Origin of the sequence: Mesorhizobium sp. M0618 (assembly GCF_040320765.1) — a bacterium.
Lineage (GTDB): Bacteria > Pseudomonadota > Alphaproteobacteria > Rhizobiales > Rhizobiaceae > Mesorhizobium.
The window spans coordinates 247,846-270,015 of record NZ_JAMYQH010000003.1 but is presented as its reverse complement, the minus strand read 5'-3'; the positions used below and the strand labels follow the sequence as shown (position 1 = coordinate 270,015).

Sequence of the window (22,170 nt, the reverse complement as noted above, 5' to 3'; positions counted from 1 at the left end):
AGCCCTTCCAGGCTCAGGGCGCGGTGTTGTAGTCGACGACAGTCTCGGGATTTTGCTCGCCGTCATAGGACGCATCGACGTCATACTGGACCAGCGAGAAATTGCCATTGCGGAACAGATACGTCCCTGCGTCGGACGCATCGCCGATGCCGCGCCACTTGTTGAATGTTGTGATCGTGTGGGCAGCCTCGTCATAGTCGGAATTGACCGCCCAGCCGGACGTCTGGAAGCCGACGATACTCATGCCCAGCAATTTGCCGTTGCTGTCATTGTTCTCGTAGCGGATGTCCATCTTGGGCTCGGCGAACTGCAACTGCTGCACGCCCGACACGTCGTCGGTCATGTAGTAGATCGAGCTTTCATTGTAGGCGGCGGCCGAGCAGGAAAAATGGAACAGTCGCGTCTCCTTGTCGGGATCGCCGGGCTGCGCATCCTTGTCCTTGTATTTGATCGAAAAAACGGTCGGCTCATTGGCGAGGAACTGCTTGTCGCACTGGTCGCCATAGGTTGCCAGAAAGGCCTTCTTGGCCTGCTCCAGTGCGGTGTCTTTCTTTGGCGGTGGCGGGCCATCGCCGCAGCTTGGCGGCAGCGCCTCCTCGAAATCGGCAGTGGAGGGCTTCAGTGCCCCTTTCTCGATGTGGATCGGATCGAAGGGTGGCTCCGCCTGGATCTGGGCATTCACCTGGCGCAGCGTATAGCAGCCGGCAAAGACCTTTTCGCCGCCAGCCTTGTCCGTCGCGCGGATGGCGACGGGGACGTTGTAGAAAATGCTGCCAGCCGCGTCTTCGTCGGAAACCGCCCCGGTCTGGACTTCGACCTTGTCCGTCCCATCATAGCCCTTGACGAAACTATCGAAATCCTTTGCCGGCTTTGTATCGCCGAAATACCCCCATGCGCGGGCGAATTCGTGCCGGCTGATGGCGCTGTACAGCGAACGGACAACCGCATCGGCGCTTGACCGATCGTCGATATAGGGCGCTTCGGAGGCATCGTCGGCAGCCAATACCGTCTGGCCGATCGGTGCCAGGGAGAGAAGGGCAGTCGCTGCGAAAAGGGCGCGTCTCATCGGGAACCTCCGCTCGATAGAGGATTCTACGACGGCGATTGCGGCAACGTGGTGACGCAGCGTCGGCGGTCTTGAAAAATCGTGCGCGAAGGCGCTACGTCGCGTCCGCCGGCGTTCGGCCGGACAGGAGATTTGACGTGACGATATCGATGTATGAGGCATCCGTGCCGGTGTTTGCAGCCAGGCTGAAAGCGCTTTCCAATGTGCTGGCGACCGCCGAACAGAATGCGCTTGACCGCAAGATCGATCCGCAGGTGTTTCTGACGTCGCGGCTGGCGCCAGACATGTTCGCCTTGACTAGGCAGGTGCAGATCGCCACCGATCATGCCAAGGGCGCGCCGTCGCGGCTCGCCGGCCGCGAAGTGCCGAAATACGAAGACAATGAGGCGAGTTTCGCCGATGTCCAGGCTCGCATCACGAAAACCCTGGAACTTCTGGCGTCATTTTCGGCTGCCGAGTTCGACGGCTCCGACGACAAGATCATCGAATTGAAGCTCGGCGGGCGCGAAAGCTCTATGCCCGGCATGCAGTATCTGCTGCATGTGGCCATGCCCAACTTCTATTTCCATCTCACCACGGCTTACGACATCCTTCGCCACAACGGCGTGCCGTTGGGCAAGGCGACGTTCCTGGGATCGCGCTAAGGAATTGAGTTTTTTGGAGATGTCCCGGATCGATCCGGGACATCTCCGGAAGTACCTAGCGAATGGACATTTCGCGGGCGATGCGGGGGAAGTCGGCCGGCTTGATCCCGATGTCGGCGCGGTCGGCATTGCTCATCGAATGAAGCAGCGCGAGCGCCGAGCGGTATCTCAGATGCTCCTGCGGCCGCGGCCGGGCGAACATTTCAGTGAAGAAACCCATGATTCAAGCCCCAAATTGGTCCTCCACGGCTGCCAATATAGGTGAATCGTGACAATTGTGCAGTGCAGCATTTGCATATCTGCCATGTCTTGGCGAATTTTCCCCATTTTCTGCAACCCGATGAAACTTTTGACTGATGCGCATCGTAGCCTCGAATGCTGGCTACATGGCTGGTTTTTCCTCGCCACTCCTGGCGAATTCCGGACTGCATGAAAATGCAGTCCGGCTTTTGTTTCTGGGATTGCGGTCACAAGCGGTAGATGAGGCGACGGCTAAATTCGTTAAGATCGGTGCCATGCATTTTTAACGAGCCGGTTCTATGCTTCTATACCCGAATGGTCGGGCGAGGGGGAGGCTGACATCGCTACTGGCGCCAAGCGGGATTTCGCTTCGTTGCTCGACGACCTCTTCATCGCCCCCGGCAAGAATGGCGAGGGCGAAGAGGCCGGCGCTCGTCCATCCATCCCGTTCGACTATCTTTCGGTGGCCGATGAACTCCATTCCGGCCGCATCAAGGTTTCCGCTGCCGAATATCGCGAGGCGGGCGCGGATCTGGCGACCGAATTCGCCGCCTTGCTCGATCATGCCAGGCTGGCTCTCGCCGGCGAAGAGCCAAAGCCCGAGGAGAAACTGCCGCCGATTGATCCCGAAGCCATCGCCGTGGAACTCGGCCTCAATCAGCCCAAGCAGGTCGCCGATTTCGGCCGCATGCGCCGCAGCTTTGCCTTTGCCAACCACCCCGACCGTGTCGCCCCGCATCTGCGCCAGCGCGCCATGATCCGCATGCAAGTGGCCAACATGCTGATCGACGAGGCCAAGCGCCGTGCATTGGCAGGTGCTCGCCGCTAACCCGGCTGGTTCACGCAAAAGTCGCTCTGGCGAGGCTTGGAGAGCGGCTCTGCTTTGCCTATAGATGCGGCTTCCTCCGCCCAGTCGCGCCAGCCTTCCTCCGGAGCCGAATTCCATGCACAAGCGTCGTCTCGGTCGGACCGATCTTCTTGTTACCCAGATCTGCCTGGGCTCCATGACCTGGGGCCAGCAGAACACCGAGGCCGAAGGCCACGCCCAGATGGACCTGGCGTTCTCGCGCGGCGTTAATTTCATCGATACCGCCGAGCTCTACCCGATCCCGCCCAAGGCGGAGACGCAAGGGTGGACCGAAAAGATCATCGGCAGCTGGATGAAAGCCAAGGGCAACCGCGACAAGGTAATCCTTGCCTCGAAGGTCGTCGGCCGCACGGCCAACAGCTGGTTTCGCGGCGACAGGCCGTCGCAACTGGTGCGCGCCGATATCTTTGACGCCATCGACAAGTCGCTGGCCAAGCTCGGCACCGACTATATCGACCTCTATCAGATCCACTGGCCGGAGCGGGATATCCCCTGGGGCGCCAACCCGACGCGCGTCGGCGCCGTGTCGCCGCGCGCCGATTCCGTCGGCGCACCGGCCGACGAAACGCCGGTCGCCGAGACGCTTGCCGTGTTCGACGAACTGGTGAAGGCAGGAAAGATACGCCATTTCGGCCTGTCGAACGAGAGTTCCTGGGGCGTGATGCGGTTCCTTGCCGAAGCCGACAAGGACATCGGCCCGCGCGTCGCGTCGATCCAGAACGCCTACAATCTCGTCAACCGCACCTTCGAGGTGAACCTCGCCGAGGTCTGCGAGCGCGAGCAAGTGTCGCTGCTGCCCTATTCGCCGCTGGCACAGGGATACCTGACTGGCAAATACGACCATGGCGCGCGGCCTCAGGGCTCGCGCACGCAGCTATTCAACCGCGGCCAGCGCTACGAGACGCCAGGTGCTGCCGAAGCACAACTTGAATACAATGAGCTGGCGCGCTCCTTTGACCTGGAGCCGGCACTGTTTGCCAATGCCTATGTCTCAAGCCGGCCGTTCGTAACCTCCAACATCGTCGGCGCAACGACGCTTTCGCAGCTCGACATGGCGCTGTCTTCCGTCGATGTCGTCTGGACCGAAGAAATGCAGAAGGCGGTGGATGCGATCCATCAGCGGGTCGGTAATCCCTGTCCTTGAACGGGGATTGGCCGCTGGCCGAATCCAATGATTACAATGGGAGAAGGGCAACAATGAATTTTCCGATCGAGCTGGTCCGCGAAAGATTTCCCGCTCTCTCCCTGACCGACAAGGGCCGTCGCCGCATCTATCTCGACAATCCGGCCGGCACGCAGGTGCCGCAAGTCGTCGCAGACGCCGTGTCGCGCTGTCTTTTGACCACCAACGCCAACCTTGGCGGCTATTTCGAAACGACGATTGCCGCGCAGGCCGTCGTCGATGAGGCGCATCGGGCAATGGCCGATTTCCTTGGTGCGGCGAGCCCGGAAGAAATCATCATCGGCGCCAACATGACGACGCTGACCTATCACATGTCGCGCACGCTCGGCCGCACGATGAAGCCCGGCGACGAGATCATCCTCACCCGCATGGACCATGAGGGCAATGTGTCGCCCTGGCTGCAGCTGGCCGAGGATCTCGGCCTCGTCGTGCGCTGGCTGCCGTTCGACGAAAAGAGCTGGCAGGTCGAAGAGGCGACGCTCGCCGGGTTGCTATCCGACAGGACCCGGCTGGTCGCGTTGAACTATGCCAGCAACCTGACTGGTTCCATCAACCGGGTGAAGGCGCTGAGCGCCATCGCCAGGAACGCCGGCGCGCTGGTCTATGTCGATGCCGTGCAGTTCGCCCCGCACGGCCTGATCGACGTTCAGGAGCTCGGCTGCGATTTCTTGATCTGTTCGGCCTACAAATTCTTCGGCCCGCATATGGGCATTTTGTGGGGCCGGCATGATGTCATCGATGATCTGAAACCCTACAAGTGCCGCTGTTCATCCAACGGCCTGCCGGAGCGGTTCGAGCTGGGCACGCCGCAGATCGAACTGATGGCCGGCCTCACGGCCGCGGTCGATTACTTCGCCAACCTTGGCGCGGCAGCGGGCGAGGGTGGATCGCGAAGGCAGAAGATCGCCAAGGCGTTCGCGGTGTCGATCGCCTATGAAAACCCGCTGGCGCAACAGCTGATCGACGGTCTGTCCGATATCGAGGGTCTGACCATCCACGGCATCACCGATCCGAAGCGGATTGGCGAGCGCGTGCCGACGGTGTCCTTCACCGTCGACGGCATCGTGCCGGAGACGATCGTACGGCAGATGAACGCCGAGAACATCTTCCTGTGGTCGGGGCACAACTATGCCTGGGAGATCGTCCATCAACTCGGCATCCCGGCCGAGTATGGCGTCGTGCGCATCGGCATCGCTCACTACAACACATCTGCCGAAATCGACGAGACGCTGGAGAGCGTGCACCGGGTCATCGCCATGCTCAGGCAGCAGCGCTCCTGACACTGGCTTGAGTACTCACCGCATCTTGCCGCCGAAGCCGGTGAGGAACGCGGTGAGATTGTCGCCGAGTTCGTCGCAGAGGTAGCCGCCCTCCTGGACGATGACCGTCGGCAGGTCGAGCTTTGCGATGGCCTCGCCGATGCGCGAGAAACCCGGCGTCGTCACCGAAAGTCCGCCGAACGGATCGCCCTCGAACGCATCGAGCCCGAGCGCCACGACCAGCGCGTCGGGCGAAAAGGCACGGATGCGCTGGAACGCTACCTCGAGCGCTTCGAGAAACGCCGCGTCGGCAGATTTGCGTGGCAGCGGCAGGTTGAAATTGTAGCCGAGGCCTGGCCCTTCGCCGCGCTCGTCGGCATGGCCCCAGAAGAACGGGTAGAAACGCACGGGATCGGCATGCAGCGAGACGGTCAGCACATCCGGTCGTGCATAGAAGATGCCTTGCGTGCCGTTGCCGTGATGCAGGTCGACATCGAGGATCGCCACCCGTGCGGCCTGTTTACGCAGAGCCTGTGCGGCGACGGCCGAATTGTTGATGAAACAGAAGCCGCCGGCGACATCGGCAAAGGCGTGGTGACCGGGCGGGCGGCATAGCGCGTAGGCGGCCGGTACGCCTGACATCACCGCCTCGGCCGCATCGACCGCGCTCCAGACGCTCCACAGCGCGCTTTGCCAAGTCTCGCCCGAGATCGGGCAAGCAGTATCGGCCATGTGGTAGCCGGCCTGCCCGACTGCCGAGGCCGGGTAGGAGCCGTTGCGCGCGATCGGATGGATGTTGGGGATCACTTCGGCCGAAGCGCCCTCGATGCGCTGCCAGCGCGCGTAGATATGCTCGAGGAAATCCAGATATTCGGGCGTATGCACAGCCGCGACCGGGCCGAGCCCATGATCCCGAGACCGCTCGATCGTGCAACCGGCGGATAATGCGCCGGCTAACAATCTTTCGACGCGCTCCGGCTTTTCCGGATTGGGCTGCGCCGCACCGCTTGACAGAAAGGCCTTGGGGTCGTGACGCTTCTGTTCCTCGGCGTAGAAGGCTTTCATTCCTGCTCCTCATTCTCGGCCGTGTCGACGAAGGCAAAGAAGGCATCGCCGATGATCTTCTGGGTCTGTTCGTAGCTCGACCAGGCGATGCCCAGCCTTTCATAAAAGGCCTTGGCGCCCTCATTGTCGGTGTCGACGGATAGCCTCAGATACACGCCGCCTTCTTTCCGGCACTGCGCCGCAACGTGCCTCAGCAGCCGCTCGCCGATCTTGCGGCCACGAAAACGATCCTCGACATAGAGGTCTTGCACATAGACGCCAGGCCGCCCCATCCAGGTCGAAAAGATCGGGAAATGCAGGCAGAGCCCGGCAAATTCGCCGCCGACTTCGGCGATCAGGGTGGAGAAGGATGGCTTTTCACCAAAGCCGTAAGTTCTGAGATCGTCCGGTGTCGAAATGATCTCCTCGGGCGCGCCGATATGGGTGCCGAGTTTCAGGATCGCCGCGTGGATCGTTTCGACGTCGTCGAGAGTGCCGAGTCGAAGGAGGATATTGGGCGGGGGGACAATCATCGGAGGTTCGGTGCCCAGGCACCCCCCTCTGTCCTGCCGGACATCTCCCCCGCAAGGAGGGAGATTGGCAGTTTTGATACTACCGCCCATCCTGCAACGTTGGAAGTTAGCGAAAGCCGAAATGACATCCGATCTCCCCCCTTGCGGGGGAGATGTCCGGCAGGACAGAGGGGGGTGCGAAGGAACGCAATCATTTCAGATTGTCTCCCTTTCAAACGCCAGCATCTCAAAACGCCACCCGGTCGCCGCCCTTGAGCGCCAGCATGTCGCGCGCTTCGGTGGGGGTTGCAACCTCCAGCGACAGCCCATCGAGAATGCCACGGATGCGGCGCACCTGATCGGCATTGGATTTCGCCAGCTGGCGTCCGTCATAGAGACTGTCTTCCAGCCCGACGCGGACATTGCCGCCCATTGCCGCGGCGATCGAAATCAGCGGCATCTGCTGGCGGCCGGCGGCCAGCACCGAGAACTGGTAGCTGTCGCCGAACAATTTGTCGGCGATCCGCTTCATGTGGACGAGATTGTCCGGGTCGGCGCCAATGCCGCCCAGAATGCCCAGCACGAACTGGATGAACAGCGGTCCCGACACCAGTCCCCGGTCGCGGAAATGCGCCAGCGAATAGAGATGGCCGACATCGTAGCATTCGAACTCGAAGCGCGTGCCGCAGCCCTTGCCCAGCCTCTCCAGCACGCCCTCCATGTCCGCGAAGGTGTTCTTGAAGATCGTGTCGCGGGTGGCTTCCAGCAGCTTCGGCTCCCACTCGTGCTGCCATTCCCTCGGCTTGTCGAGCATCGGGAACAGCGCGAAATTCATCGAACCCATGTTGAGCGAGCACATTTCGGGCTCGGCTCTGAGCGGTGCCGCCAGCCGCTGGTCCAAGGTCATCAACGACGAGCCGCCGGTGGTGATGTTGATCACTGCATCGGTCGCCTGTTTGATGCGCGGCAGGAACTGCATGTAGACGTCCGGATCGGCGGTCGGGCGGCCGTCACTCGGATCGCGGGCGTGCAGATGCAGGATCGAAGCACCGGCTTCTGCGGCGGCGATCGCGTCGGCGGCGATCTGGTCCGGCGTCACCGGCAGATAGGGCGACATCGACGGCGTGTGCACCGAGCCGGTGACAGCGCAGGTGATGATGACTTTTCTAGGCGCCATCTTTGTCGCCTCAGCCTTCGACCGGTAGATCGAGTTCGGAGGCCAGAACGTCCAGCGAGTCGCCGATGATGGAGACGATCTCGCCGACCTGCTCCCTGGTGACGATCATCGGCGGCGCGACCATGAAATTGTCGCCGTCGACGCCGCCCTTGACCCTGCGGCCATAGATGATCAGCCCGCGCTGATAGGCGAGGTCGAGCAGCCGTTGCGTGGCTTTCTTGGTCTGGTCGATCGGTCGGAGCGTCTCGGGATCGGCAACCATCTGGGCGCCGGTGAGCAGGCCCTTGCCGCGCACGTCGGCAATGAACGGAAACCGCTTCGCCAGCCCCTTCAGCCCGTCCATCAGCACGTCGCCCATGGCAGCCGCATTGGCGATCAGGTTGAGCCGGTCCATTTCACCGAGCACAGCCAGCCCGGCGGCGCAGGCCAGCGGGTTGCCGGCATAGGTGTGGCCGTGCTGGAAGCCGCCGGCGTCAAGCAGCGGCTGCACCAGCCGCATCGGGGCGGCGAGCGCGCCAAGCGGCGCATAGCCCGAACCCAGCCCCTTCGACAGCGCGACGATGTCGGGCTTGCAGTTCCAATGGTCGCCGCCGAGGAATTTGCCGGTGCGACCGGCCCCGCTCATCACCTCGTCGTGGATGAGCAGGATTCCGTAGCGGTCGCAGATCTCGCGGATGCGCGGATAGTAGCTGTCGGGCGCCACCAGGGCTGAGGTCGCCGCGCCACCGATCGGCTCCATGATGAAGGCCACCACGCTCTCAGGCCCTTCGGCCAGGATCTTTTCTTCCAGCATGTCGGCATAGCGGATGCCGCGCTGTTCCATCGAGAGATTGTCGCGGTCGCGCCAGGCGTTCGGCGCCGGCACGGTCGGCATCACCCGCATCATCGGCTCGAACGTTTCGGCCAGCGCATCGTCGCCGGTGATCGAGAGCGAACCCAGCGTGCCGCCATGATAGGAGGGGAAGCGCGTGATCACCTTCCAGCGGCTGGCCTGTCCGGTGGCAACGGCCCATTGCCGCGCCAGCTTGATGCAGGATTCCGTCGCCTCCGAGCCGCCCGAGACGAAGAAGATGCGGTCCATGCCTTCCGGCAGCTTGCCGGCCAGTTCGCGTGCCAACTCCTCGGCCGGCTCGTTCTCGAAATGCAGCCGATAGGCGAAGGTGGCGCGGTCCATCTGCCGCTTCATGGCATCCAGCACGTTGCGGTTGGAATGGCCGATATTGGCGACCATCGGGCCGCTCGAGCCGTCGATAAAGCGGCGGCCGTCCTGCGTCCACATATAGATGCCCTCGGCACGGTCGATCAGCGGCCGGCGCAGGCTGGACAGATAGAACAGATGCGAGTCTCGCCGGACTTCGGTTTCTTCAACGGCGGATTGGATTTTCGACATATCAGGGCTTTCCGAGGTAACGATCGAGGACATTTTTTGTGACGCGTTCGACCATCGGGTCCTGTCTTAGCAGGCCGGCGACCCATTCGCAGCTTCCGGCGTGGAACACCTCGCCCTTGCCGCGCGGGAAATTGACGATCATGCCATTGCCGCGTTTGACCTTTTCCAGATTGGCGTCGCTCGCCTCTCCGAACAGTGTTTCGGCGGTGAAGCGACCGTCTTCGTCGGTGAGGAACTGATCCTCGATCGGAATGTCGGCGCTTTCCTCGACCTGGGATGCCATGCCGACCGCGAGAACCTGCAGGCCGTCTGGCGCGCCGCTGGTCGCTGTGGGGTAGGGCAGGCCGCCGCGTATCTCGAAGTCGAGCCCATCGACTTCATAGCCATAGACATGGCTGTCGGAGCCCAGCAGGTCACCATAATAGATGCCGGTGCCGGCAAAGGCCCAGTGCTCCGGCCGGTAGACCGGAAAGCCACGCACGCCGCGCGGCGCGCAACCGCCCCAACCGGTATAAACCCCGCGCGTGGCGTTGAGCCCGAAGGTCGCCGAACCCGGCCGGCCGATTTCCGGCGCTTCCCAGGAGTTGGTGGCGCGGGTGATGTCGCCGCCTGGGAGATAGGCGGGGTCTTCGGCACGCGCGCGATATTTGTAGCAGACCTGCCGGCGGGCCTCGTCTTCCAGCCGCGTCTGCCACATGAAATTGCCGGCAAAGCGCGCCGCATGGCCGCCGCGCTCGACATAGGCGTCGACGGCATCGCGCATTTCCCAGGTCCAGTATTCGTCATGGCCGACGAAGACGGCACAGTCGTAGCCGTCGAGAATTTCGGACGAAAAATGCAGATCGTGCTGGCTGATGAGATCGACGCCATAGCCGGCCTGTTCGGCGAAGCGGAAGAAATGGCTGTCATAGCTGGCCCAGCCCGAAGAGGCGTATTTCTTCGAATGGCCTGTGGCGAGCGCCCATTCCATATGCGGATAGCGGGGAATCGTCTTGGGTGGCACGGCGACTTCCAGCGGCACGCGCGGCGCGTCTTTCGGCAGCACGACGAAGCCGCGGCACCAGGGGCGTTGCGTCGACACGATGGGCGAATACTGGTTGCGATCCGGCCCGGTGATGCCCTGGTAGTGGTTGGAGCCGCCCCAGGTGTTGTAGGCCAGCCATGTGCCTGTCGCAGCCACCTGCAGCACACGGCCGGGTTTACGGCCCGGCTGCGGGCTGACGATGAAAAGATGATGGGATTGGATCGGTTTGCCGTCGCGGCCGTCGGCGGTCAGCGTGACCCGATAGGCGCCGGACGGCCAGTCCGCCCCGACGCGAAATTCGAAGGATACGTCCCAGCCGCAGCCTTCAACCGAACACTGGTCAGGTGTGTCCTGCCGGCGTGCCGCGATGCCCGATTTTTCGAACGCTTTGGTCTCGCTGCCGCCATCCCGGGTGATTGTCATGCCGAAGTTCGGAGCTGTCGAACTGACATGCAACGCCACCGTTTCGCCGGCGCGATAGGAAAAGCGGTCGCTGTAGCACCAGATCTCGCCGCGCTCGCCATCCATCCCCGGCCATTCGTAGTAATGGCCACGCACCGCGTGGCGGCGCTGCTCCGGCGTCAGTCCGAAATCGGGGAATTCGGTCGGCAGATGGGTCATGAACACCTGAAAGGTCGAAGGCCGCCATTTCGGCGATCTGCTGTCGTTGCGTCAAATGGAAACGATCGGACCAGCATTCGTTAGCCGCACCCTTGGCCGCCTCCATCAAACGGACTATCTCAGGGCAGGCGGCGTTTCCGCCACGGGGGTCGGAATGCTCAGAGTGCAAAAGGTCAAAGTCGACGAGATCTACGTGCCGACAGCGCGCAAGAAGACGCTGCATCCCGAGACCGTCCGCCATCTGGCCGAGGACATTCTGGAAAACGGCATGAAGACGCCGATCCAGGTCCGCCATGACGGCAAACGCCACATCCTCGTCGAAGGCCTGCACCGGCTGGAAGCGGCAAAGTGGCTCGGCGAGACCGAAATCGAGGCTTATCTGGTGCAAGCCAAGCGCCACTGACACTTCCTTCGTTCCCCACGGACCGACGCGGAGCAGGGACGTCATCGCAAAATTTTCGCGGACGATGTCGGTTTGCGGTTCATCGGCTCGTCCTTGGGACGGAAGCAGATCAAACGCAGGACGCCATCATGACCATCAAGCTCGACATCGCCCCCACCAACGACCGTGAACTGGTTCTTGCCCGCATCATCGATGCGCCGCGTGAGAACGTCTATCGCTGCTGGACCGATCCGAAACTGATCACGTGCTGGTTCTCGCCAAAGCCGTGGACGACGCCGCGCGCCGAGATGGATGTGCGCACCGGCGGCTCGAGCCTTGTCGTTATGGCTAGCCCGGACGGCAACGAATTCCCCAACCCGGGAGTCTTCCTCGAAGTCGTTCCCGGCAGGAAGATCGTCTTCACCGACGCCTACACAGAGGCTTGGCAGCCTTCGGAAAAGCCGTTCATGACCGTCGTGCTGACCTTCGAGGACGAGGGCAACGGCAAGACGCGCTACATCGCTCGGGTCAGGCACTGGAGCGTCGCCGACCGCGAACAGCATGAGAAGATGGGTTTCCACGAGGGTTGGGGACAGTGCGCCGACCAGCTCGAAGAACTCGCCAAAACGCTTTGATCCGCATGACGCTCTGATACCGGCAGGACGAGAGGAGATCGATATGTCCAAAACCCTGTTTTTCGCCATTCTTGCTTCGGTTGTAGCGCTCGTTGGCTGCCCAGGCACCACCAATGCGGAGGAGACAAAACCCGCCATGACGACTGAGACGAACGCACTGCCGAAGCCGGAAAAGTCTGGCCTGCTGCCGATCAACGGCCTGAATTATTATTATGCCATCTATGGCAAGGGCGAGCCGCTGCTTCTGCTGCATGGCGGTCTCGGCACCACGGATATGTTCGCGCCGATCCTGCCGAAACTTGCCGAAAACCGCACCGTCATCGGCGTCGACCTGCAGGGTCACGGTCGCACCGCGCTGGGTGACCGACCATTCACCGTGGAAGCGATGGGCGACGACATGGCCGCCATCGTCAAGGCGCTCGGTTACGACCAGGTCGATGTCATGGGCTATTCGCTGGGCGGCGGCGTCGCCTTCCGCATGGCCGGCCAGCATCCCGAAGCGGTGCGCCGCCTCGTCCTGGTATCGACCGGCTACGCCACGGACGGCTTCTATGACGAGATGCGTCCCCAGCAGGCACAGGTGAGCGCGGCTGCGGCTGAGTTCATGAAGGACACGCCGATGTACAAATCCTACGTCGCGGTGGCGCCGCATCCGGAGGAGTTCCCGAAGCTCCTCGATGCGCTGGGCGGCTTCATGCGTCAGAACCGCGATTACTCGGCCGACGTCGCCAAGCTGAAGATGCCTGTCATGCTGGTCTATGGCGACAGCGATATGTACAAGCCCGAGCACGAGATCAAGTTTTATCAGATGCTCGGCGGCGGGCTGAAGGACGCCGGCTGGATGCGCGAGAACCTGTCGCAGAACCGCCTGGCGATCCTGCCCAACCGCACCCACTACGACACTTTCTTCGCCCCCGAACTCACGGCCGCCGCGCTGCCGTTCCTCAACGGCCAGACCAAGGTCAAAACCTGGGACGAGGTCGTCGGCGAAACGGAGTGAACGCCAAGGCCGCCGGTTGTTGGCTGGCAGCCGGCGGATCGTCATGCGGCCGCCATGACGGCTTTCGGCGTCATGACTTCAGCCCCACTCGCATCAGCATAAGCGATGACGTTGCATCAAAGCTTTTCAATTGACCCAATCGGCCGCGCCGATACCTTGCGCGCCTATTCTCCCCCACCAGTGGATCGATCCGGACAATGGCAAGATATGACGGCGGATGCCTGTGCAAGGCGGTGCGCTACCGCGCGGACGCGGCCCCCATCAACGAACGCGTCTGCCACTGCCGGGTTTGCCAGAAGGCGATCGGCGCCGCCTTCAACGCACGCGTCCTGTTTCGCATCGACGACGTGACGATCGACGGGCCGCTGGCGACCATAAACTCTTCGCCGGATCTCAAGCGCGGCTTTTGCCCGAGCTGCGGCACGACGATGTTTTCCCGGCGTGATTCCGCTGATATCATCGGCATCACCACCGGTTCGCTCGACGATCCCACGGTTTTCAAGCCGCAAATGCATATTTTCACCGCCTCGAAGCAGCCCTGGGTGGTGCTCGATGACAGCCTGCCGAAATACGAAGGCGCCCCTCCGCCAGGCTAATTTTCCCCTTTCCCTTTGTTGTGGAAGAAGGTGGATCGACGCGCTACGCCAGCGAGAAGGAAGAACGCAACCATGGCCAAAATTTAATCCAAATCGACACGAGGTAGCCGGCAAAGCGTCATTGGCGGGCCATCATTGTCTCCCTATTTATGGGTCGCGGGTACGGCATTCGAGGAGACGACGGATGAACGACAGCATCAGCACCCTGGACGAGCTTTTGAGCGATCCGATGGTCCTGCTTGTGATGGAGCGCGATCGTGTGCGCCCCGAACAGGTGCGCATGCTGCTCGAACGGGCTCGCCGGCCTTCGACCGATGAGCCCGAAGTGCCGCCGGCGCATGTGATCGCCAGGACATGCCAGAAACTCTGGCTCTGCCCGTAGTCGCTTTGCGATTTTCCCTGTGTATCTCAAGCCGGCTCCAAGGTGGGCCGGTTTCGAACGGCGTGCACTTCGGCACGCCAGCTTACAAATCCGTAAATTGATTATCCGGCCCATGACGATAAGGCTTGTCGGGGATTGACCGGTGGTCGGTCCACGCAACTCTGATCTCTCATGCACGGAATTCGATTTTGGCCGACATCTGCACACAAGGCCTGGACACGGGCTTCGTCGGGCTGGGGTTCGCCAAGGTGGCGTTCCTCGGCGTGGTGCAAGGCATCACCGAACTGTTGCCGATTTCCTCGACTGCCCATATGCGCATCGTGCCGGCCGTGCTCGGCTGGCAGGATCCTGGCTCCGCCTTCTCCGCCGCCATGCAACTCGCGGCTCTTGCCGCGGTGGTCAGCTATTTCTGGAGTGATGTCAGGAATATCCTGTTTGGTTCGTTCGACGCTCTGGCGCGACGCGATTTCGCCGACCGGCATTTCAAGCTGGCGCTCTGGATCGTGCTGGCGACGATCCCGATCGTCATCGCCGGCGTGGCGCTGTCGGGCGTGCTCAACGCCTGCAATTCGCCGCTACGCAGCCTAACGGTGATCGGCTGGGCCTGCATCGCAATGGCGATCTTGCTGGCGCTGGCCGAGATCTTTGCCCGTCACCGGCGCAGCATGGGCGGTGCGTCGCTGACCGATGCGCTGCTCGTCGGTGTTGCCCAGATCGGCGCGCTTGTCCCCGGCGTCTCGCGCTCGGGCTCGACCCTGACGGCGGCACTGGGGCTCGGCTTCAAGCGGGCCGAGGCGGCGCGCTTCTCGTTCCTGCTCGGGTTGCCGGCGATTGCACTCGCCGGCCTTAAGGAACTCTGGGAACTGCACAAGGTCCATCTCGACGCCCATGGGTGGTCGGTCCTTGCCGTCGGGCTGGTCGTCGCCTCGATCTCCGCCTTCTTCGCCATATGGGGGCTGATGCACGTGCTGGAGCGTTTCTCGGCCTGGCCGTTCGTCATTTATCGCGGCCTGCTCGGTGTCGTCCTGCTGCTGGGCGTGGCGATGGGATGGCTCGTCTAAGGCAAGTTCCACAGTATCGCTTGAAACGGGCTATATCCGTACCGGACCTCGAACTTCGATTCCGGTACGCACATGGATTTTTTGACCCTCCTGCAATCACTGCCGTTGCTGCTGGCGTTGGCCAAGGTCGCACTGCCGTCGGTGGCGGCATTTGGCCAGTGGGCCGCTTCACTGCCGCCATGCCGGGACTTCACCTTCGAGGCGACCAGCTATCTCGTTTGCGAGGTCGATCCGAAACGATACCAGCTCGAGCTGTTCTGGAAGGATGCGGCGGGCAAGCCGTTTCAGTCGCTGCACAATCTGCATGCCGCGCAACAGGCGATCGGGCGCACGATGGTGTTCGGCATCAATGCCGGCATGTATCACCCTAACCTCGCGCCGGTCGGCCTCTATGTCGAGCGTGGCCAGGAGATGGCCTCGGTGAAAACGGGATCGGGAAGCGGCAATTTTTCCCTGCAGCCGAACGGCATTTTCTACCTGCGCGACGGCAAGGCCGCGGTTCGTGCCACTCGGGATTTCGTGAAAAGGCGCCCGACCGTCGACTATGCGACGCAATCGGGGCCGATGCTGGTGATCGACGGCAAGCTGCATCCAAAATTCCAGGCTGACGGCACTTCGCGGAAAACCCGCGACGGTGTCGGGGTGCGAAAGGACGGCGTCGCGGTCTTTGCGATTTCGAACGGCACAGTGACCTTCCATGCCTTCGCCCGGCTTTTCCGCGACGCGCTTGGCTGCGACAACGCGCTGTTCCTCGACGGCACGATATCAAGCTTGTTTGCGCCTGCCATAGGCCGCAAAGACGACTACTGGAATCTCGGGCCGATGATCGGCGTTTTCAGGAAATCCTAGCCGGTTTTCCACCGCGCTTACCCACACGCGGTATGGGCGAAAAAAATTGATTCAAACTTTATTGGTAATTTCTCATTCATAACTGATCCGGTTTGTCCGTCGGCTGTCGTTTTGCCCTCGGTCTGTTGTGTTTTGAGTACAGGTCCAGATGCGGATTCCGGGCGTCGTCAGTTTTTTGATCGCATCGCTATGCCTTGCCGGCTGCTCTTCAACGGCCGGCGTCGACGCGCTGGATTTGCAGAAACCGTCCAACGAGACCACCAGTTCCGTGATTCGGCCGCCGGCACCGATCGCCGCTGCTCCGGCGGCAAGGGGCAACAGGGCGGCAAGGGCCGAATTGGCCCCCATGTCTGACAACGGTCCGAGGCGCCCGTTTGGTTTGGCGGAGGAGGAAGAGACGGGGGTGTTTGCCGCACCTGATGTGCCTGATCCCCAAGTGCCTGATGTCGGCGGGTTGCCGGTCGAGCCGGCAGCCTTGGTGTCGCCGCCCAAGCTGTTGACCCGCGCGGCACCGGCCATGCTTGCCGGGCCGCTCACCCGTTACGGTTTTCGTGATGCCAAGCCTATCAATTTCGGCAAGGCTTCGCCTCGCCGCCTTGCAGTGCACGGCGTCGACGTCTCGCGTTGGCAAGGCAACGTGAATTGGGACAAGCTGCGCGCCCAGGGCGCCAACTTCGCCTACATCAAGGCGACCGACGGTGGCGACCACCTCGATCCGATGTTCATGAAAAACTGGCGCAACGCCGACGCCGCCGGCTTGAAGCGCGGCGCCTATCATTTCTTCTACTGGTGCCGCACGGCCGGCGAGCAGGCGGACTGGTTCATCCGCAACGTGCCCAGGGTCGAAGGCGCACTGCCGCCGGTGATAGACGTCGAGTGGAACGGCGAGTCCAGCTGCAAGCGCCGGCCGTCGCGCGAAAAGGTGCTGGAAAAGATGCAGGTGTTCATGGACAAGCTGGAGCGCCATTACGGCCAGCGTCCCATCATCTACACCGCGCCCGATTTCTACCGCGACAATCTCAGGGGCGAATTCCTCGACTATCCGTTCTGGCTGCGTGCCGTGGCCCAGCATCCGTCAAAGGTCTATCCCGGCCGCAAATGGCTCTTCTGGCAGTATTCCGGCTCCGGCCTGTCGCACGGCGTCACCGGCCGTATAGACCTCAATGTCTTCCATGGCGACGAACGGCAATGGCGCGCCTGGGCCGGCGGCCGGCAGACGGTAGCCGACGCCAACTGAGACAGTCGTCAGTCCCGGCGCGCTTCGCTCTGCCTGATGCCCGCGGTCTGGGCAAGCGCGATATCGGACTGCTCGATGGACACGCTTCCGCCGGCAGCATTCGCTGAGGAAAGTGTCCGGCTCTTTGACCGACATGGACGCATGGGAGGAAAAGATGGGTGTGTCATCGGAGGCTCTGGCGCAGAGCCGTCAAACGATCAGCGCCTACGAGGATTATGCCGAACAATATGATGCCACCGTGCGCCATGTTCCCAACGAGAGGGAGCAGGCATCGCTGAAGCGCCTGGTGGCAATCGCCGGTGCAGGCGGCCGGATTTTGGAAGTCGGGTCCGGAGCCGGATATGACGCGGATTTTCTGGAGACTTTGGGTGTCAAAGTCCGGCGCACCGACGCAACCAAGCGGTTTCTGGAACTGCAGGCCGCGCGTGGCAAGCATGGCGAGTTGCTCGATCTCATCACCGATGATCTCGGCGGCCCCTACGACGCAGTCCTGGCCCTATGCGTCCTCATCCATGTGCCTCGCGACGAGACCGACCAGGTACTTGCCAAGATAGCCGGGTCGCTGCGGCCGGGCGGCGCCTTCCTCGTCTCGATGCGCAATGGCGACGGCGAGACATCAGGCGAATATCACATGGTCTACTGGCGCAGGGACGACTTCGCGGCCCGTCTCGAAGGCGCCGGGCTCGTCCTCATCAGGGACGATTTCAACGTCGGCCGCGATAGCGAAGAATGGAACACGTTCCTGGCCGTCAAGCCTGCATGACCCGCCGAACGCTGTCGCTGTTTGCGCTGCTCAGCCTTTTCAGATTTCGCGAATAAGCAAGACATTGCCGCAGCCTTGCTGTCTATGTGAAGTTCCTGCACTCCTGGGGGAGACGAGTTGGAACTCAAGATCATGCTTGTCGGCTTTGCCTGCGTGGTCGCGGGCGCGCTGTCGTTCATCACCTTCATGAAATGGCGAGAGGTGAAAGCGCTCAGCCGCTGGCTGCCGGCGCCGGGAAAGATCATTTCCTCGCGCGTCGAGGCACGTGAAGTGAGAAACTCGGGCGTTGGCTCGGACAGCAGCGATACCACCGAAATGCGGAATTTTCCGGCGATCACCTTCGAATACAAGGTCGGCGGCAAGAAATTTCAAAGCTCGCGCCACAGCGTGAAGGAGAATTTGGGGAATTTCGAAGTCGCTGAAACCCTTGCCCAGTTTCCCCGCGGCGCGGAGGTGACTGTCTTCTACAATCCGGCCGATCCGAGCAAAGCGGTGATCGAGCGCACACTGCCGGACGGCGCCTTCAAGTTCATGGTCCAACTTTCGGCAGGATTGGTGATCGGGGCGGTTGTGCTGGTGTTTTCCGTCGGCGGTGTTCTGGAAGCGATCGGGCCGCATTTGCCCAAGCCGCAGAATCTCGGTGCCGCGGCGTTGCTGCTTTTTATGGGCTTGTTCATCCTGCGCATGGGTTTTGCCCAGAAATCGTTGGCCGAACAGGCGGCAAAATGGCCGATCGCGGCCGGCCGCATCGAAACCTCAGGCCTGCAGGCGCTCCGAAACCATTCAGGCTATGGTCGCTGGCGCACCGTCTTCAAATCCCGCATCGTCTACTCCTATGGCGTCGCCGGCCAGCGCTACAGCGCCGATCGTGTGACCTTCGGCGCCACCGTGACCGCCTCGCTGCCCGGCCTCGTCGGCGGCCAGGCACGGCAATATGTCGAAGGTAGCAAGGTCGACGTTCACTATGACCCCGTCAACCCCGGCTCAGCGGTGCTCGAATGCCGGGTCCGGGGGCTTGGGCTGCTATGGATCTGCTCGGCAGGCTTTCTCGGCGGCGCCGCCTTTCTGCTCGGGCTGGTATGACACTGGTCAGGCGGATTCGGTCACGGCGCCGATCCGCCGGTAGACGAATGGTTCTTCTCTCGAAGGAATTGTGGCAATGCGCTTGGCTTCGTCGATCAGCATTGCCATGCGAGCATGGATCGGCGATTTCGCGCAAGCCGGGTCCGTTGCGGCGGCATCGCCGGCGATCGCCATCGCCTGGCAGCGGCAGCCGCCCCAGTCGATCTCGCGCCGCTCACAGCCGCGGCACGGCTCCTGCATCCAGTCCGTACCGCGAAAGGCATTGAACCCCGGTGAATCGGCCCAGATCGAGGACAGTCTGCGTGGTTCGAAACGCTCGAAGCTGAGAGACGGGATCGTCTGTGCGGCATGACAGGGCAGTACGGTGCCGTCAGGCGTCACCATGAAGGCGTCACGCGCCCAGCCGCCCATGCACGGCTTGGGATAGATCGCAAAATAGTCCGGCGTCACAAAATCGATGTTGATGATGCCGGCCAACCGCTCCTGTGCCTCCGCGACGATCTCCGCCTGCCTGTCGACCGCTTCACGCTCGGGCATCAGTTGGTCGCGATTGGTCAACGCCCAGCCGGCATACTGCACATTGGCGATCTCGAGCCTCTCCGCGCCCAGCGAAAGGGCGAGATCGATGAATTCCGGCACTTCCTCGATGTTATGGCGATGGATCGGCGCGTTGATGGTAAGAGGCAGACCGGCAGCGCGCGCGCGGCGTGCCGTCTCCAGCTTCTTTTCGTGAGCGCCCTTGTGGTTGCCGATGCGATCGGTGGTCGCCGGCCGCGCACCCTGAAAGCTCAGTTGCAGATGGTCGAGACCGGCTTCGGCAAATGCCTCGATACGGCCCTCGACGATGCCAACGCCCGCGGTAATCAGATTGGTGTAGACGCCGCGCCCCGCAAGCCCGGCGATCAATTGCTCGAGGTCGCGGCGCAGTGTCGGCTCGCCGCCGGACAGATGCACCTGCAGCACTCCGAGATCGGCTGCCTCCGAGAACAGAGCGAGCCAGGTCTCTGTGTCGAGTTCGCGATTGGCCTTCAGCAGTTCGAGCGGATTGGAGCAATAAGGGCATTGCAGCGGGCAGCGATGCGTCAGTTCCGCCAGCATGCCGATTGGAGGGAGGAGGGGCGTGCTCATAGCCTCACCAGCAGCTTGTCCGACCATTCCTGCAGGAAGGCGATGACGTCGGTCGCCACGGCCTCCTGTTCAGCCTCATAATCCGCGGCAAGGCCGGCAATGATGTCACCTGCCGTTGCCCGTCCATCGCAGCGGCGCAATATGTCGAGACTGACATCGTTCGGCCAGAATATCTTTTCCGGTGAAAGCACGGCGAATGCCTGCCGCACGGAATCGTACTGTATGCGCACGTGCTTCGGCAGCGAAGGTACCGACCGCAGCGACACCACGGCTCTTTCGCGCAGCGCCATCATAGGGCTGCCTCAGGCTGGAAGGCGCCGGGCGGTATGTTTCCCTGCTCGCCATAGGCGTGTTGAAGCGCATCAAGCATGGCCCAGAGTATATCGCATTTGAACACCAGTGCATCGATTGCCTGCTGCTGGCGCTCCGCCGTATCGGCGTGGCTGAGCACGTAGGCGAGGGCGAAGTCGGCGTCACGCGAGGCCTGTTCGGGCCGTTGCCTGAAATAGGCCAGCGTATCCTCGGTGATGTAGTCGTATTTGGCCAGCATTGCCGGCACCCGCTCGCCGATGATGAGTGGCGAGAACATCTCGGTCAGCGACGACGCGACCGCCTCGAACAGCGTCCGGTTTGTACAAAAGGAAAGGTAAGCGCCCACCGCGAAGCGCGTCGCCGGCAGCGCCAGCCTTTGGCTCTTCACGGCCTCGGCGTCCAGGCCGAGCGAAGTTGCCAGATGCAGCCAGCGCGCGATGCCGCCGCTCCAGCCGTCCTCGCCGTCATGGTCTTCGATCCGCTTGCGCCAAGCGGCGCGAAACGCCGGATCCTCGGCATGCACGAGGATCATGGCATCCTTGCGCGGGATGACCGCCTGATAGCAATAGCGGTTCAGCGCCCAGGCCTTCATCTCGGCCTTTGACAACGCGCCGCTGGTCATCCTGTGGTGAAAGGGATGGCGATTGTGATAGCGCTCGGCGCCAACCTGCCTCAATACGGCTTCGAGAGCGCTCGTGGAGAGTCCGCCTTTGGCTGCATCGCGGAAGTCGCTCAAAATTCCATCTCCATACCGTCGCTTGCGATTTCCCAGCCTGCCGCCTTGACCGCCGCGTGCTCGGCGGAATTCTCGTCAAGGATGGGATTGGTGTTGTTGATGTGGACGAACACACGGCGGCTAACCTTCACATCGGCCAAGCCGGCGATCGAACCCAATTCTCCCGAGATCGCCAGATGCCCCATGCGCGCGCCGGTTTTCTGACCGACGCCGGCGACGATCATCTCGTCGTCGGTATAGACCGTGCCGTCGAACAGAAGACAGGCGGCATCGGCGAGACGCGCGCGTAAGCGCGCATCGATGCGCGCGCAGCCCGGAATATAGAAGACGGAGCCGCGGCTGCCGATGCCGGCGATTCGGACTCCGATCGTATCACCTGCGTCGGAGCTGAAATTGGCATCCGGATGGTCTCTATCCTCCAGATAGAGTGCTATCTTCCCGGGCACCGGAAAGGGCTCGATCATCACGCCGGTCTCGCGGCTTTCTGCATCGCAGATGGCCAATTCTTTCGTCGGCGGCAGGATGCGCCGCGGCACAAGCGCTGGATCGAGAACGTTGAAAATCGAATTCGCCTCCAGCGTCGCCAGAACCTGCGCCGTTGCATAGATGGCGAAAGGCTGCCGTTCGCGCAGGCTGAGCAGTCCGGCGATATGATCGACATCGGCATTGGTCAGCACCACCGCGCGAATAGGCGTCGAGCGCAGCGGCGCATCGCCCGCAGGCTGCAGTTCAGGTGTTGCAGCGATTTGTTGGCGAATGTCGGGCGAGGCATTGAAAAGAACCCAGCCGAACCCGTCCGCAGAGGCGGCGACACTTGACTGGGTTCGTGAATGTACGCCGGCCATGCCGGTGCGAGCCGCACGACTCAGACGGTAGTTGCAGTTCCATTGCGGAAAGCCGCCGCCCGCCGCCGATCCGATGATCTTTAAATGCATGAAAATGCCCGCGCGGCGGCTTCTCTGACCTGCAGGCAATTTG

The 22,170-nt window shown here is 62.1% G+C and carries 26 protein-coding genes; 14 read left to right on the top strand and 12 right to left on the bottom strand.

The genetic code is table 11. The annotated features are described in order from the left end of the window. Window positions 1-13 precede the first annotated feature (13 nt). A complete protein-coding gene (locus NKJ04_RS05405; RefSeq protein ID WP_352673802.1) occupies window positions 14-1,066 on the bottom strand; it encodes a DUF1176 domain-containing protein in 1,053 nt (350 codons plus the stop codon). Window positions 1,067-1,203: 137 nt separating this feature from the next. Between NKJ04_RS05405 and NKJ04_RS05400 the strand changes: the two genes are divergently transcribed. Beyond that, on the top strand, window positions 1,204-1,710 hold the full coding sequence (locus NKJ04_RS05400; protein WP_352673801.1) for a DUF1993 domain-containing protein: 507 nt from the start codon (window positions 1,204-1,206) through the stop codon (window positions 1,708-1,710). A 55-nt stretch (window positions 1,711-1,765) separates the two neighbouring features. Here the strand turns inward: NKJ04_RS05400 and NKJ04_RS05395 are convergent, their stop codons facing one another. Beyond that, window positions 1,766-1,930 carry a hypothetical protein gene (locus NKJ04_RS05395; RefSeq protein ID WP_023810361.1) on the bottom strand — a complete coding sequence of 55 codons (165 nt, stop codon included), beginning with the start codon at window positions 1,928-1,930 and terminating at the stop codon, window positions 1,766-1,768. A 393-nt stretch (window positions 1,931-2,323) separates the two neighbouring features. On the opposite strand from NKJ04_RS05395, the gene NKJ04_RS05390 reads away from it, so the two are divergent. The 3 genes from NKJ04_RS05390 (at window position 2,324) to NKJ04_RS05380 (ending at window position 5,281) form a co-directional block, all read left to right on the top strand. Beyond that, the gene (locus NKJ04_RS05390; RefSeq protein ID WP_352440168.1) at window positions 2,324-2,779 is read left to right on the top strand and encodes a hypothetical protein; all 456 of its coding nucleotides are present in this window, start codon (window positions 2,324-2,326) and stop codon (window positions 2,777-2,779) included. 115 nt (window positions 2,780-2,894) lie between these two features. Then, the gene (locus NKJ04_RS05385) at window positions 2,895-3,962 is read left to right on the top strand and encodes an aldo/keto reductase (protein WP_128303300.1); all 1,068 of its coding nucleotides are present in this window, start codon (window positions 2,895-2,897) and stop codon (window positions 3,960-3,962) included. A gap of 53 nt (window positions 3,963-4,015) precedes the next feature. Then, a complete protein-coding gene (locus NKJ04_RS05380; RefSeq protein WP_352552692.1) occupies window positions 4,016-5,281 on the top strand; it encodes a cysteine desulfurase-like protein in 1,266 nt (421 codons plus the stop codon). 15 nt (window positions 5,282-5,296) lie between these two features. Here the strand turns inward: NKJ04_RS05380 and NKJ04_RS05375 are convergent, their stop codons facing one another. The 5 genes from NKJ04_RS05375 to NKJ04_RS05355 all read right to left on the bottom strand — a co-directional run bounded on the left by NKJ04_RS05375 (window position 5,297) and on the right by NKJ04_RS05355 (window position 11,028). Further along, window positions 5,297-6,325 carry a histone deacetylase family protein gene (locus NKJ04_RS05375; protein ID WP_128303302.1) on the bottom strand — a complete coding sequence of 343 codons (1,029 nt, stop codon included), beginning with the start codon at window positions 6,323-6,325 and terminating at the stop codon, window positions 5,297-5,299. Further along, the gene (locus NKJ04_RS05370) at window positions 6,322-6,837 is read right to left on the bottom strand and encodes a GNAT family N-acetyltransferase (protein ID WP_352673798.1); all 516 of its coding nucleotides are present in this window, start codon (window positions 6,835-6,837) and stop codon (window positions 6,322-6,324) included. The genes NKJ04_RS05375 and NKJ04_RS05370 overlap by 4 nt, the downstream gene beginning before the upstream one ends. A 226-nt stretch (window positions 6,838-7,063) precedes the next feature. Then, window positions 7,064-7,993: a 3,5-dioxohexanoate:acetyl-CoA acetone transferase gene (kce, locus tag NKJ04_RS05365; protein WP_352552689.1), complete on the bottom strand. Its 930-nt coding sequence runs from the start codon at window positions 7,991-7,993 to the stop codon at window positions 7,064-7,066. Window positions 7,994-8,003: 10 nt separating this feature from the next. Next, on the bottom strand, window positions 8,004-9,383 hold the full coding sequence (locus NKJ04_RS05360; protein WP_352673796.1) for an aminotransferase family protein: 1,380 nt from the start codon (window positions 9,381-9,383) through the stop codon (window positions 8,004-8,006). A 1-nt stretch (window position 9,384) separates the two neighbouring features. After that, window positions 9,385-11,028: a N,N-dimethylformamidase beta subunit family domain-containing protein gene (locus NKJ04_RS05355; RefSeq protein ID WP_023810369.1), complete on the bottom strand. Its 1,644-nt coding sequence runs from the start codon at window positions 11,026-11,028 to the stop codon at window positions 9,385-9,387. A gap of 154 nt (window positions 11,029-11,182) precedes the next feature. Here NKJ04_RS05355 and NKJ04_RS05350 point away from each other — a divergent pair, with 154 nt between their 5' ends. From NKJ04_RS05350 to NKJ04_RS05320, 7 genes are all read left to right on the top strand, one after another. Then, window positions 11,183-11,431 carry a ParB N-terminal domain-containing protein gene (locus NKJ04_RS05350; RefSeq protein WP_013532091.1) on the top strand — a complete coding sequence of 83 codons (249 nt, stop codon included), beginning with the start codon at window positions 11,183-11,185 and terminating at the stop codon, window positions 11,429-11,431. Window positions 11,432-11,559: 128 nt separating this feature from the next. Continuing rightward, window positions 11,560-12,045, top strand: coding sequence for an SRPBCC family protein (locus NKJ04_RS05345; RefSeq protein ID WP_352673794.1), 486 nt, complete (start codon window positions 11,560-11,562; stop codon window positions 12,043-12,045). 43 nt (window positions 12,046-12,088) lie between these two features. Beyond that, window positions 12,089-13,045: an alpha/beta fold hydrolase gene (locus NKJ04_RS05340; RefSeq protein WP_352673793.1), complete on the top strand. Its 957-nt coding sequence runs from the start codon at window positions 12,089-12,091 to the stop codon at window positions 13,043-13,045. Between the two features lie 197 nt (window positions 13,046-13,242). Further along, on the top strand, window positions 13,243-13,641 hold the full coding sequence (locus tag NKJ04_RS05335; protein WP_023810373.1) for a GFA family protein: 399 nt from the start codon (window positions 13,243-13,245) through the stop codon (window positions 13,639-13,641). Between the two features lie 184 nt (window positions 13,642-13,825). Continuing rightward, window positions 13,826-14,023, top strand: a complete 198-nt coding sequence (locus NKJ04_RS05330) for a hypothetical protein (RefSeq protein ID WP_013532087.1) — start codon at window positions 13,826-13,828, stop codon at window positions 14,021-14,023. Window positions 14,024-14,211: 188 nt separating this feature from the next. Beyond that, window positions 14,212-15,084, top strand: a complete 873-nt coding sequence (locus NKJ04_RS05325) for an undecaprenyl-diphosphate phosphatase (protein WP_023810374.1) — start codon at window positions 14,212-14,214, stop codon at window positions 15,082-15,084. A gap of 72 nt (window positions 15,085-15,156) precedes the next feature. After that, window positions 15,157-15,933 carry a phosphodiester glycosidase family protein gene (locus tag NKJ04_RS05320; RefSeq protein WP_352673792.1) on the top strand — a complete coding sequence of 259 codons (777 nt, stop codon included), beginning with the start codon at window positions 15,157-15,159 and terminating at the stop codon, window positions 15,931-15,933. Between the two features lie 72 nt (window positions 15,934-16,005). Here NKJ04_RS05320 and NKJ04_RS05315 read toward each other — a convergent pair whose 3' ends face one another. Further along, window positions 16,006-16,281, bottom strand: a complete 276-nt coding sequence (locus NKJ04_RS05315; RefSeq protein ID WP_245490376.1) for a hypothetical protein — start codon at window positions 16,279-16,281, stop codon at window positions 16,006-16,008. Here NKJ04_RS05315 and NKJ04_RS05310 point away from each other — a divergent pair. The 3 genes from NKJ04_RS05310 (at window position 16,169) to NKJ04_RS05300 (ending at window position 19,016) form a co-directional block, all read left to right on the top strand. Next, a complete protein-coding gene (locus tag NKJ04_RS05310) occupies window positions 16,169-17,170 on the top strand; it encodes a glycoside hydrolase family 25 protein (protein WP_502895807.1) in 1,002 nt (333 codons plus the stop codon). The two genes, NKJ04_RS05315 and NKJ04_RS05310, sit on opposite strands and share 113 nt — an antisense overlap. 154 nt (window positions 17,171-17,324) lie before the next feature. Continuing rightward, on the top strand, window positions 17,325-17,933 hold the full coding sequence (locus NKJ04_RS05305; RefSeq protein ID WP_352440177.1) for a class I SAM-dependent DNA methyltransferase: 609 nt from the start codon (window positions 17,325-17,327) through the stop codon (window positions 17,931-17,933). A gap of 117 nt (window positions 17,934-18,050) precedes the next feature. Then, window positions 18,051-19,016: a DUF3592 domain-containing protein gene (locus NKJ04_RS05300; protein ID WP_352440178.1), complete on the top strand. Its 966-nt coding sequence runs from the start codon at window positions 18,051-18,053 to the stop codon at window positions 19,014-19,016. 6 nt (window positions 19,017-19,022) lie between these two features. Here the strand turns inward: NKJ04_RS05300 and pqqE are convergent, their stop codons facing one another. The 4 genes from pqqE to pqqB are packed head-to-tail and all read right to left on the bottom strand — an operon-like array spanning window position 19,023 to window position 22,127. After that, window positions 19,023-20,144 carry a pyrroloquinoline quinone biosynthesis protein PqqE gene (pqqE, locus tag NKJ04_RS05295; protein WP_128303309.1) on the bottom strand — a complete coding sequence of 374 codons (1,122 nt, stop codon included), beginning with the start codon at window positions 20,142-20,144 and terminating at the stop codon, window positions 19,023-19,025. After that, complete coding sequence (gene pqqD / locus NKJ04_RS05290; protein WP_128303310.1) at window positions 20,141-20,437, bottom strand: pyrroloquinoline quinone biosynthesis peptide chaperone PqqD; 297 nt, start codon at window positions 20,435-20,437, stop codon at window positions 20,141-20,143. Before pqqD ends, pqqE begins: the two co-directional genes overlap by 4 nt. After that, window positions 20,434-21,192, bottom strand: a complete 759-nt coding sequence (gene pqqC, locus NKJ04_RS05285; protein WP_352440179.1) for a pyrroloquinoline-quinone synthase PqqC — start codon at window positions 21,190-21,192, stop codon at window positions 20,434-20,436. Before pqqC ends, pqqD begins: the two co-directional genes overlap by 4 nt. Beyond that, a complete protein-coding gene (gene pqqB / locus NKJ04_RS05280; protein WP_352552852.1) occupies window positions 21,189-22,127 on the bottom strand; it encodes a pyrroloquinoline quinone biosynthesis protein PqqB in 939 nt (312 codons plus the stop codon). Before pqqB ends, pqqC begins: the two co-directional genes overlap by 4 nt. Window positions 22,128-22,170: the final 43 nt, after the last annotated feature.

Coding starts and splice junctions, on each gene's coding strand:
- NKJ04_RS05405 (WP_352673802.1), bottom strand. CDS start 1,066: ATGAGACGCGCCCTTTTCGCAGCGACTGCCCTTCTCTCCCTGGCACCG.
- NKJ04_RS05395 (WP_023810361.1), bottom strand. CDS start 1,930: ATGGGTTTCTTCACTGAAATGTTCGCCCGGCCGCGGCCGCAGGAGCAT.
- NKJ04_RS05385 (WP_128303300.1), top strand. CDS start 2,895: ATGCACAAGCGTCGTCTCGGTCGGACCGATCTTCTTGTTACCCAGATC.
- NKJ04_RS05380 (WP_352552692.1), top strand. CDS start 4,016: ATGAATTTTCCGATCGAGCTGGTCCGCGAAAGATTTCCCGCTCTCTCC.
- NKJ04_RS05375 (WP_128303302.1), bottom strand. CDS start 6,325: ATGAAAGCCTTCTACGCCGAGGAACAGAAGCGTCACGACCCCAAGGCC.
- NKJ04_RS05370 (WP_352673798.1), bottom strand. CDS start 6,837: ATGATTGTCCCCCCGCCCAATATCCTCCTTCGACTCGGCACTCTCGAC.
- kce (WP_352552689.1), bottom strand. CDS start 7,993: ATGGCGCCTAGAAAAGTCATCATCACCTGCGCTGTCACCGGCTCGGTG.
- NKJ04_RS05360 (WP_352673796.1), bottom strand. CDS start 9,383: ATGTCGAAAATCCAATCCGCCGTTGAAGAAACCGAAGTCCGGCGAGAC.
- NKJ04_RS05355 (WP_023810369.1), bottom strand. CDS start 11,028: ATGACCCATCTGCCGACCGAATTCCCCGATTTCGGACTGACGCCGGAG.
- NKJ04_RS05350 (WP_013532091.1), top strand. CDS start 11,183: ATGCTCAGAGTGCAAAAGGTCAAAGTCGACGAGATCTACGTGCCGACA.
- NKJ04_RS05345 (WP_352673794.1), top strand. CDS start 11,560: ATGACCATCAAGCTCGACATCGCCCCCACCAACGACCGTGAACTGGTT.
- NKJ04_RS05340 (WP_352673793.1), top strand. CDS start 12,089: ATGTCCAAAACCCTGTTTTTCGCCATTCTTGCTTCGGTTGTAGCGCTC.
- NKJ04_RS05335 (WP_023810373.1), top strand. CDS start 13,243: ATGGCAAGATATGACGGCGGATGCCTGTGCAAGGCGGTGCGCTACCGC.
- NKJ04_RS05330 (WP_013532087.1), top strand. CDS start 13,826: ATGAACGACAGCATCAGCACCCTGGACGAGCTTTTGAGCGATCCGATG.
- NKJ04_RS05320 (WP_352673792.1), top strand. CDS start 15,157: ATGGATTTTTTGACCCTCCTGCAATCACTGCCGTTGCTGCTGGCGTTG.
- NKJ04_RS05315 (WP_245490376.1), bottom strand. CDS start 16,281: ATGGGGGCCAATTCGGCCCTTGCCGCCCTGTTGCCCCTTGCCGCCGGA.
- NKJ04_RS05305 (WP_352440177.1), top strand. CDS start 17,325: ATGGGTGTGTCATCGGAGGCTCTGGCGCAGAGCCGTCAAACGATCAGC.
- pqqE (WP_128303309.1), bottom strand. CDS start 20,144: ATGAGCACGCCCCTCCTCCCTCCAATCGGCATGCTGGCGGAACTGACG.
- pqqD (WP_128303310.1), bottom strand. CDS start 20,437: ATGATGGCGCTGCGCGAAAGAGCCGTGGTGTCGCTGCGGTCGGTACCT.
- pqqB (WP_352552852.1), bottom strand. CDS start 22,127: ATGCATTTAAAGATCATCGGATCGGCGGCGGGCGGCGGCTTTCCGCAA.